Consider the following 8,462-nt stretch of genomic DNA (forward strand, 5'->3'; position numbering starts at 1 on the left):
TATACATACTTTACCCTGTTGGCATTAGAATCGGTAACGTCGTAATATGATACCATCAAGTGCCGGAGAGTAAGAATGGTGCTCAGAGGCATCAGATATTAATAATTAAAAAACATTTTCTTAATAATATGTTCATATGTGTTTAGTACCCTTGCGGACTTCAAAACCTATATGACACATATGAAATTAAAACACCTGTTACCTTTTGTTATCCTTGCGATGACTGCTGCCTGTTCCAAGGACGACCATCCCAACGAGCCCACTGTTAATGAAGATCCTGCTACATTCACCGAAATTGGCACACTGGATATTGGTATAGCAGGCGCAGCTGAGATCAGCGCTTACGACCCCTCCACTAAAAGACTATTTGTAGTAAACAACGGCGGCCGGAATAAGATCGATGTTATAGACATGAGTGATCCCGCCAAAATGAAGTTAGTTGACTCCATTCTGACCAATAGCGGCGCAGTTAACAGTGTATCTGTAAGCGACGGTAAGCTGGCCGCGGCCATAGAGGCTTTAGACAAACAACAGCCTGGTAAAGTAACTGTTTATAATACCAGCAATTACCAGGAGATAAAAACCATCGCTACCGGATCTTTACCGGACATGGTAACCTTCAGCCCGGATGGTAACTATATTCTTACTGCCAATGAGGGTGAACCCGATGCAACTTATACTAACGATCCTATAGGCTCTGTTTCTGTGATCAGTGTAAAAGATAACTACAGTGTTGTCACAATTGATTTCAGCAGCTTCGCTTCACAGCAGGCGGCCCTGCAGCAAAGAGGATTACGTGTATTCGGTCCTAATGCCAGCTTTGCCCAGGACATGGAACCAGAATATATCACTGTATCACCAGACTCAAAAACTGCCTGGGTTACCTTGCAGGAAAATAACGCTATCGGGAAGATTGACCTGACAACAAAAACTGCTACCGATATTTTCCCACTGGGCTTTAAGGACTATAATAACGATACCAATACCATCGATCCATCAGATAAGGATAATAGCGTTGGCTTCGGTAAATGGTCTGTTAAAGGTATGTATCAGCCTGATGCCATTGCTGTACTACAAACAGGAGGCATCCCTTACCTGTTTACTGTAAATGAAGGCGATGTACGTGAATACACCGCTTTTAAAGAAGCTGACCGTATCAAAAACATTGCACTGGATCCTACTGCTTTTCCTAACGCTGCAGAGCTACAGGCGGATGCTAAACTGGGCCGTCTGAACATTACCAAGACTTTGGGCGATGCTAACGGAGATGGTCTTTATGAGACACTTTTCTCTTTTGGTGCACGTTCCTTCAGCGTTTGGAATGGCGTTAACGGTTCTCTCATCTATGACAGTAAAAATGAATTAGAAGTAAAGACCAATGCCGCTGGTTATTATGACGATGCCCGCAGTGATGACAAAGGTGTTGAGCCGGAAGGTATTACTCTTGGACAGGTAGGTAATAAGAACATTGCTTTCATTGGCATGGAACGTGCAGACGCTATAGCAATTTACGATGTATCTATACCGAATGCTCCAAGCTTTCTTCAGATACTGAAATCGGGCGATGCTCCTGAAGGAGTACTGTTTGTGCCAGCCAAAAACAGCCCTACCGGCAAGAGCCTCCTGATCATAAGCAATGAGGATGATGGCGTTTTAAAAGTATATACGCCGAAAACATTATAATAATCTGACTAATATACTTCATTAAAAAGGCCTTCGCATTAACTATGGAGGCCTTTTTTTAATGCGTTTTACCCTTTGCTTTTTTATTTTTAATACGATTATTTCCCCCCGATAAAAAGCAATAAAAAACATAATGACAAGATAAGTTAAGCCGTCAGCAACCAGCATTTTTTCCCGATAGCGTAAAACTTATTCCCGAATGTTAAAACAAATAACCCCATAATACACCAATTTCGCGGCCGAAATCAATGCTATATGAAATCATTTCTACTGCTGCTTTTGGCGCTTATGATGCTTTGCCCCGGCGTTCTTTTGGCTAACGATAACGAGTCTGATGGCAACGGAATTATCAGAGGTACGGTTACCACTACTGATGGAAAACCAGCTGACCAGGTTACGGTGAGACTCAAAAACACAAAGAAAACTACTGTTACAGATGAAAATGGCGTTTTCGTTCTGAGCAATGTGAAGCCTGGTACCTACACCTTGCAGGTAACGCTGGTGGGATACGGTTCCAAAGAAGAGACGGTAACAGTATCAAGCGACAAAACTGTTCAGGTAGCCATTTCATTATCATTATCTGACATACAGCTGAAGGAAGTGGAGGTAAACACAGGCCGCAGCAAATTTGCTAAAAAGGAGTCTGAATACGTGGCGCGCCTGCCGCTGAAGAACCTGGAGAATCCACAGGTATACAATGTGGTTTCAAAAGAGCTGATGCAGGAACAGGTGGTTGTCAGCTTTGACGATGCCTTAAAAAACACGCCAGGTGTGAACAGGCTATGGTCTTCTACCGGCCGTCCGAATGATGGTGCAGGTTATTTTTCCATGCGCGGCTTCAGCGTACAACCTACGATGATCAATGGTGTTCCTGGTCTCACCAATGGAGGTATAGACCCGGCAAATGTAGAGCGGATTGAATCTATCAAGGGGCCGTCAGGTACTTTATTTGGTAGCAGCTTTATTTCTTTTGGCGGATTATTAAATATTGTGACCAAAAAACCATACGATCATTTTGGTGGAGAAGTAAGTTATACCGCGGGAGGATTTGGACTGAGCCGTTTTGCTGCTGACGTGAATACACCGTTAAATGCAGACAAAACTGCCTTATTGCGTGTAAACGCTGCTTATCACAGCGAAGGGAGCTTCCAGGATGCCGGATTCAAAAAGTCATTCTTTTTAGCCCCTAGTCTTTCGTTTAAAGCAAATGACAGGCTGTCTTTCCTGGTGAATGCAGAGTTCTATACCGCGCAGAGCACCAATGCGCTCATGGTATTCATGAACAGAAGCCGTGCGCTGATTGCACACACTCCTGCTGAATTAAATATGGACTTTGACAGGTCTTACACCAGCAACGATATTACTTACAAAACACCTACCATCAATTTATACGGACAGGCTACCTATAAAATATCCGATCAATGGATATCACAGACCAACCTGTCAAGAAGCGTGCGTAAAAGCGACGGTAATTACTCTTATGTGATGTTCCTGGATGGAAGTCCGACCGGTCCTATCGCTGCTAACGACACGTTGATCAGCCGCTTTGTTTACTATCAGAACTCTACCACTACCACTACCGATATTCAACAGAATTTCATAGGAGATTTCAGGATCGGCAGCCTGCGTAACAGACTGGTATTTGGGCTTGATTTCGCGGATGTAAGTGCTGTAAATGATAACAGTGCCTATGCACTATTCGACTATGTAAACGTTACGCGTAACAATGATCCACGCTATGCCACGCTTACCAAAGCTGCAGTAGATGCTAAACTGGCCGGCCTTGGCGGTACAAAAGATGGTAACAGCAACCAGGTTTACAGCGCTTATGTTTCGGATGTGTTGAACGTGACAGACGCGTTAAGTGTGATGGCTAGCGTACGTATTGACCGTTTCGAAAGCAAGGGAAGTAAAAACTACGCTACTGGGGTGACCAGTGGTAAATATGGACAGACTGCAGTGTCTCCGAAATTCGGATTGGTATACCAGATCGTACAAGACCAGGTAAGTGTGTTTGGTAATTATATGAATGGTTTCCGTAACGTTGCTCCGGGTACAAAGGTACTGGACGACTATACCAATATTTTCAAGCCGCAACAGGCTAACCAATGGGAAGGCGGTGTAAAAGTTGACATGTTCAATCACAAGCTGACCGCTACTGCCAGCTACTACGACCTGTTGGTAAAGAATATTACACGTGGAGAAACAGTGGTACGCGACGGACAAAGTTATAATGTCACTGTTCAGGATGGTACACAGAAAAGTAAAGGTATTGAACTGGACCTGATCGCCAATCCCATTCCTGGTCTGAACATCGTAGCAGGATATAGCTATAATGACAGCAAGGCGGTACAGGCTATTGCCGCTTTAAAGGGCAGAAGACCAACTTCCGCAGGTCCGGCTAACCTGGCAAATGCATGGATCAGCTACACCTTTACAAAAGGTACTGTTAAGGGATTAGGTATCGGCTTCGGTGGTAACTATGCAAGCGATAATATTATCACCAATGATGCAAGAACCGGCTTATTCACCTTGCCTTCTTACACAGTGCTGAATGCATCCATTTTCTATAATGCAAGTAAATACCGTATCGGTGTAAAGCTGGACAACCTGGCTGATAAAGAATATTTCGGCGGATGGACAACACTGGAAAAACAAATGCCAAGACGTCTGTCAACCAATTTTGTTTTCAAGTTCTAGCTTCATCCCGGATGAGATTCTGTTAAACCCGAAAAGCCGCAGGCGTTTGCCTGCGGCTTTTTATTTGTCAGCCATTGCAATTATCTTTTTGCCGGATCAGCCTTTGTTCTTTACACTTGCAAAGAAATATTCCCATACCGCAATTCATTCCTGTCATAATCGTCCTGGTCACTGAAAAATTCCCTGTACCGCTCATCATAACAGGATAGATCATCAAACCATTTCGGATGGTCATTGCTGCCCCGGGCCTTGAATGTCTTATATGCCAGCGACCCATTCCTATGCTGCAGAAAACGTAACTGGTATACGTCATCCTCAATATCTAATAACTCTACTTTACCAGTGGTCATAGACATTACGGGGCCTCGGGCTGTGCGGCACAAACCACCTGTCAATTGTACGGCGCCACGATAAATATGCAATGCCGTCTCCAATGATTCAGCGAAGTAGTGCTGAGCGCCCGTATCCCTGGGCAGGAACATATAATAAGGCACACAACCCAGCTGCACCTGGCGCTCCCACATGGTTGACCAGATCCTTACCTTATTATTAATATGTCTCAGTAATGGCGCCTGTGTACGTATCTCGGCTCCTATCTTCCGCAGGTTGAATATGGCCTCCTGCGCCACTGCTGTCTCGAACTCCACGTAGTGATTAAAATGAGCCATGATAGCCAGGTGCTTTCCTGCAGCGGTTACTTTGGCTAATAACTCCAACAACTCGTCCTTGTCGGTGTCTGTCACGAACTTGTGAGGCCAGTAGCTGAGCGATTTCGTCCCTATCCTGATCACCTTCAGGCTTTTCACTTCCAGCAGGGGCAGCAGATAATTTGCCAGGATACGGGGACTCATAACCATAGGGTCCCCTCCTGTCAGCAACACATCTGAGATGTAAGGATTAGCCTTGAGGTAGGCTACCAGCGGCTCTATTTCTTTCGCCTGCATCTTGAAGCCCGGTTCATTAACGAACTGAGGCCACCTGAAGCAGAACGTGCAATAAGCGTGGCAGGTCTGGCTATGACTGGGAAAGAACAGTATAGTATTACGGTATTTATGTTGCATACCATCCAGCTTTTCTCCCAGGAAATAAGGTGTATTATGATCCACCTGGCCAGCAGGATGTGGATTCAATGACAACCGTATATCATGGATCAGATTACGGTAGGATACCTCATCCATGTTCCGCATTCCCCATTTCAATTGATCATAATGTAATTCGGTCAGCATTTCCTTATGTGGAAAGTTCAGGCGAAAGATCGGGTCGTCGGGAACATTTGTCCAGTTAATAAGATTCTCCAATACGTAGTTATTCGTCTTAAAAGGATAGATCTCACTAACTATTCTGATGTCCTCCATCTGCCTGTGATCCAGTAACATTAATTGGGGAATCTTATCAAGCTGATTGATATTGTATGATTTGAACTTAAACATTACAAAAAATTGAAAGGGAGTTTACGAAAAGGGGAAGCATCTCCGGACTCAGGCCATCGAAACCAATATCTTTCTATCTCCGGTAAATGGCAGACGACCATGTAGCGACAGCATATTATCCACCATCAACAGATCACCATTTTCCCAGGGAACAGGAACTGTTACGTCGTCCATTACCCGGATGATCTCATCGATATATTCTTTCTGTATCTCTGAGCCATCGCCGTAACGGGCATACATAGGCAGTCCATTAGGATCATTATTTGCCAGGAACATCAGGGTTTCAAACACTTCCTCACCATAAATGACAGGATAAAACTGATCTACCTGGTTAAACCATAAGCGGTCGCCGGTAACAGGATGTTTCCTGATGGCGGGTCTTGTCTGTTCGAGTCGCACGGCACCGTCAGGTTGCCATTTAACGGTGATACCGTTTTCATTGCAATAAGACTCCATGAACTGTTTATCTGTCGTTTCGAATGCTTCCTGCCAGGAAGGACCAAGTCCTGCACCGCCGTGCAGATTGCGGATATAAGTAATGCCTTTCGCTTCAAATTCTTCTACTATAGCAGGAGAAAGTAATTCCAGCACCTTCTTGCAATCGCCGACGGTTGTTTCACCTCCCGTATCTGCTTTGTTGATACAGCAAAAGAAGATATGCGCCGGCCAGAGATTAGAATAGGAAAATTCAGTGTGCAGGCGGATGATAGACGCTGCATCGTATTCGGAGGCATTGTATACATTGGAGGTATGTTTGCTTCTGCTGGAATTCCCATCCAGGAAACTGGAGGAGGCAGGATGCAGACGTTTCATTAACCCGCTAAAAGCGTCAATAGAATCTATATTAATGCCTCTTACGTGAATAGCACCATTTCTCAGCAGTGTCGATTCCATGAGTTCGCGTTTCTCATGGTACCAGTCAGCGAAGAAATCAGTGCTTACCTGCTCTTCAAATTTCAGGAACACGGGCAGTTTATCCTCACCTATGTGAGCAATAGATTTAGTTAAGTTCATACATGAAGGTTTAGCGATGTTATAAATCAGATTTCATACAATAATTCTTTTTCGCCGAACAGTCTCTCTGCGGCTATGTTGTTTTCTCCGCAATCTGTGATCAGCTTATTGGATGCTACAATGGGGTTGGCATCCTCATGATATCTTACACTGCTGATAAATTCAATCCAGGGTTCCAGCCCCATTGCGTACACATACAATTCACGGGGTTTAAATGTACTCACGAGCGCTTGTCCGCGGGGAAAGTTGGACCCTGCCAGCCTGCGGGAAAGATCCTTTTCTCTTTGTATCTCTTCCGTCATCAGTGGTCCGTATACCCATGTAAAGGGCGCACCATCGCACTCCATACCGAGGAAGATGATATCCACGGGCCCCGTCTGTTTCACGACGTGTTCATACAAGCGGGGTTCTATATTGCATGAGTCAGCGAGGAATAACATGGACTGTGAACCGATCCTCACATGATAGCAGAGCTTCGAACGGATGTTCAGGTCACCGTGTTCACCGAGGAAAGGTAGGCCGGTAATTGTACAGTTACTGAAAGTGATAGACTCCATTTCTTCCAGTTCCACTACATTATGGAAACCGATCATGTTGAACATCAGCTTAAGATTCGGGTCCTGCAGGTTCCCCATACTGCCTCTCGGTACAATGATCTTTTTGGTCTTATGACGCAGATAGAGCATGGTTTCAAACAGGATATGGTCCTGGTGATTGTGTGTGATCAGGATATAGTCTATTTCCTCTGGCAGATCGCTGTAAGAGAATCTTTCCACCTCGGCCTGGTAACCGTAATAACTGATAACAGGATCCACGAGAATTGATATTTCCTTCGTTTCTACCAGGATACAGGCATGTCCGAAGTAACGCATCCGTATTTTATCACCGGTATAACGTTCGTATTTAGGAGGGGCCTCTGTTGTGAAAAATGATTGGAACAGTTCAAGATCTTCATCAGCGATGCCCAATGCATCTTTTATTTCACTGAAACTACCCGGAACCGTCCTCATACGATGCAGGCGGTCTACCAGGCTGCTGGAGAAAGGAATATTCAGTTCTATACTGGTCGTATCTTTCAACCTTGCTGTACTCAGTACAAAAGGGCGTTCATCGTTGGTGGTAAGCCACATAGCCAGACTCTGCGCGTTCTCGTTGTAATATTCACTCTTATACATCAGCTGCTCGAAAAAACGGAAACCGGGATTGTTATGCAGATCGTAATTGATCTCAACAAGTCCTTTCAATATATCAGGTACTCTTTCATACAAAGGATCCAGCGAGAACCCGTGCGCTTCCTGCTGCAAGAGGTTGTCCAGATCCTTGATAGCTTCGGCAAGTTCCAGCATGTGTTTCCTGCTTTCTTTTGTTTCAGCGATCAGTTGTTTAATATCCTCTGCCCGGTTCGTATCATAGTTCATGAACGGTCCTCCCAGCATTTTCGGATTACGGATAGCTGCAGCGTGCACCTGCGGCGCCTGTACATAAGAGCTCATGATCCTGAGGTGCCTCGACTGTATGTTCATAGCCGCTGTTGGGGGATAGATCAGGTGCGTCCAGGCATACCACTTATCTATTAAGGGTTCTAATACCACATTGGGTCTGAGGTATACCACTTCATTTTCCATAAAAACAATA

The 8,462-nt window shown here is 44.8% G+C and carries 5 protein-coding genes; 2 read left to right on the top strand and 3 right to left on the bottom strand.

Annotated elements, in window-relative coordinates; all coding sequences use genetic code 11:
- Positions 1 to 180: 180 nt before the first annotated feature.
- Both L3C95_RS11700 and L3C95_RS11705 read left to right on the top strand, forming a co-directional pair.
- Positions 181 to 1,683, top strand: a complete 1,503-nt coding sequence (locus tag L3C95_RS11700) for a choice-of-anchor I family protein (protein WP_236386025.1) — start codon at positions 181 to 183, stop codon at positions 1,681 to 1,683.
- A 255-nt stretch (positions 1,684 to 1,938) separates the two neighbouring features.
- A complete protein-coding gene (locus L3C95_RS11705; RefSeq protein WP_236386023.1) occupies positions 1,939 to 4,383 on the top strand; it encodes a TonB-dependent receptor in 2,445 nt (814 codons plus the stop codon).
- A 110-nt stretch (positions 4,384 to 4,493) separates the two neighbouring features.
- Here L3C95_RS11705 and L3C95_RS11710 read toward each other — a convergent pair whose 3' ends face one another.
- From L3C95_RS11710 to L3C95_RS11720, 3 genes are read right to left on the bottom strand one after another with little or no spacing between them, the layout of a single operon-like run.
- Positions 4,494 to 5,813 (bottom strand): KamA family radical SAM protein, encoded by a 1,320-nt coding sequence (locus L3C95_RS11710; RefSeq protein ID WP_236386022.1) that lies wholly within the window; start codon positions 5,811 to 5,813, stop codon positions 4,494 to 4,496.
- 48 nt (positions 5,814 to 5,861) lie between these two features.
- Positions 5,862 to 6,827 carry a TauD/TfdA family dioxygenase gene (locus tag L3C95_RS11715; protein WP_236386021.1) on the bottom strand — a complete coding sequence of 322 codons (966 nt, stop codon included), beginning with the start codon at positions 6,825 to 6,827 and terminating at the stop codon, positions 5,862 to 5,864.
- A 26-nt stretch (positions 6,828 to 6,853) separates the two neighbouring features.
- On the bottom strand, positions 6,854 to 8,452 hold the full coding sequence (locus tag L3C95_RS11720; RefSeq protein WP_236386020.1) for an MBL fold metallo-hydrolase: 1,599 nt from the start codon (positions 8,450 to 8,452) through the stop codon (positions 6,854 to 6,856).
- Positions 8,453 to 8,462 lie beyond the last annotated feature (10 nt).

Source organism: Chitinophaga filiformis (assembly GCF_021646545.1).
GTDB classification, from domain to species: Bacteria; Bacteroidota; Bacteroidia; order Chitinophagales; family Chitinophagaceae; genus Chitinophaga; species Chitinophaga filiformis_A.